We start from the raw sequence: 2,052 nt of genomic DNA, 5'->3' as shown, positions 1-2,052 counted from the left end.
GATATCGACCCAGTGATAGCGGTCGCTGCCCCCGGCCTCGAGCAGCAGCACATTGTTGCGCGGATCGGCGGAGAGCCGGTTGGCGAGCACGCAGCCGGCGGAACCGGCGCCGACGATGACGTAATCGTAATTGCCGAACGGGGACGGTGGATCTTCGGTCACGTGCGCGCCTGCTGTCCGGCGATGCGCTCCCACATCGGGGTCATCGCCTGGTTGATCTCGCCGTACAGTCGATACCGTCCCGCATATGCATCGGCAACCGCCTCGTTGGGTACAAAATGTCGGGCGGCCGCCGTCATGGCGGCGGCACCTGCGCTGTAGTCCGCGAAAATGCCGACGCCGGTGCCCGCCGCGATCGCCGCTCCCAGCGCGCCGGTTTCGCGGCTGCGCGCCACGGTGACGGGCACGCCGAGCACATCGGCGAATATCTGCGGCCAGACGCTGCTGCGCGAGCCCCCGCCCGACAGCACCACCTGGTCGAAATCAGCGCCCGCTCTGTGCAAGGTCTCGACATGGCGCTTATGCTCGAAGGCAACGCCCTCGAACAGCGCACGCAGCAGATGGGCTCGGCTGTGCCAGCCGGCGATGCCATAGAAGCCTGCGCGCGCATGGCCATTCTGCTGCGAGCCGTAAAGGAAGGGATGATAGATCGGGATGTCGCTGTTCGGATCGACGGACGCCACCAGTTCGCTGCACAATTCGAACGGCGACTTGCCGGCTTCGCCACCATGTTCGAGGAATTCGCGAACGATCCATTCGAGATTGGCGGCCGAGGTGGCACTGGATTCGATCGCCAGATAGCGCTGGCGGTCGAAAGTCGACAGCATGAAGATCGAAGGGTCGCGGATCGGTTCGTCGGTAATGACCTGGTTGATGCTCCAGGTCCCTGCGATAACCGATGCGGCGCCGGTTCTGGTCACGCCCGAACCGACCGCGCTGGCGACGACATCGAACAGCCCGGCGACGACCGGCGTGCCGGCGCGCAGTCCCGTCAGGGCCGCCACCTCCGCGCTCACATGACCGGCAATGTCGGCCGATTCCAGCACTGGCGGCAGCAGGTCCATGCAATCGCCGAGCCCATAGGCGGCAAGCAGGTCCGGCTCGTAGCGGCGGTCCTGCATCTGCAGCAGGCCGCAGCCCGACATGTCTGAAGTGTCGCTGCTGCGCGCACCAGTCAGGCGGTTGACGACGAAATCCTTGCACAGGAACACAGTTCCGATACTGGCGAACAAAGCCGGCGAAAAGCGCTTGAGCCAGGCAAGCAAGGTAGGCGTCTGCGCCGCCCACGGCCGTTGCAGGCAATGTGCATAGGTGCGGCCGCCGACATTCTGTTTTGCCCATTCGGCGACGATGTCGACCGCGCGTGTGTCGAGCGACTGGATGCCGATCAATGGCGCGCCCGTGCGATCGAGCGCGTAGAGCCCGTTGCCATGACCGGCGCAGCCGATGGCGACTATCTCGCCGGCGTCGATGCCGGCTTCAGCGATGCATTGGCCGATGACCGAAACCGCGTTGCGCCAGAGTTCGTCGAGATCGCGTTCGACATGCCCGGGCTTTGGCATGGACGAGCGGCCGTCACGGGCGGCGAATGCCAGTTCGCGGCCGGACAAGTCGAAGAGGATGGCCTTGATGACGGTGTTGCCGGCATCGAGGCCGAGGATGTAGCTTGCCATTGGCGCCTCCCGAGGCCGCAGCCTATGCCTGGTTGTACAGATCCCAGGCCACGCCGCCATCGGCATCGTCATGAATGATCGCCATCAGCCCGCGCACGACAGCGCTCGGGTTGGCATGCTGGTAGATGTTGCGGCCATAGACCATGCCAAGCGCACCCTGTGCCATCAAGGCGGCCGACTTGTCGAACACGGCACGCAGATCCTCCTTGCCGCCGCCGCGCACCAGCACCGGGCAGCGCGCCGCCTCGACGACGCGGTGGAAGTCGTTGGGATCGGTGGTCGGATCGGCCTTGACGATATCGGCACCCATTTCACGGGCAAGCCGGGTCAAGGTGACGATCTTTTCGGCATCGCCGTCGACCATGTAGCCGCCATGCTC

General features: G+C 65.2%; 2 protein-coding genes and 1 pseudogene. All 3 read right to left on the bottom strand.

Annotation, left to right across the window (positions count from 1 at the left end):
- Window positions 1–162: lycopene cyclase family protein (locus tag EN893_RS30815; protein ID WP_164901263.1), on the bottom strand; the 162-nt coding region annotated here is incomplete at its 3' end.
- A complete protein-coding gene (locus EN893_RS30810) occupies window positions 159–1,673 on the bottom strand; it encodes an FGGY-family carbohydrate kinase (RefSeq protein WP_127272425.1) in 1,515 nt (504 codons plus the stop codon). The genes EN893_RS30810 and EN893_RS30815, both read right to left, overlap by 4 nt.
- A gap of 22 nt (window positions 1,674–1,695) precedes the next feature.
- Window positions 1,696–2,052: pseudogene (locus EN893_RS30805) on the bottom strand (aldolase); the annotation flags it as partial.

It is taken from the genome of Mesorhizobium sp. M7A.F.Ca.CA.004.04.2.1 (assembly GCF_004022825.1).
Taxonomy (GTDB): domain Bacteria; phylum Pseudomonadota; class Alphaproteobacteria; order Rhizobiales; family Rhizobiaceae; genus Mesorhizobium.
The sequence above is the reverse complement of the archived record's forward strand: the minus strand, read 5'-3'. Positions and strand labels throughout refer to the sequence as shown.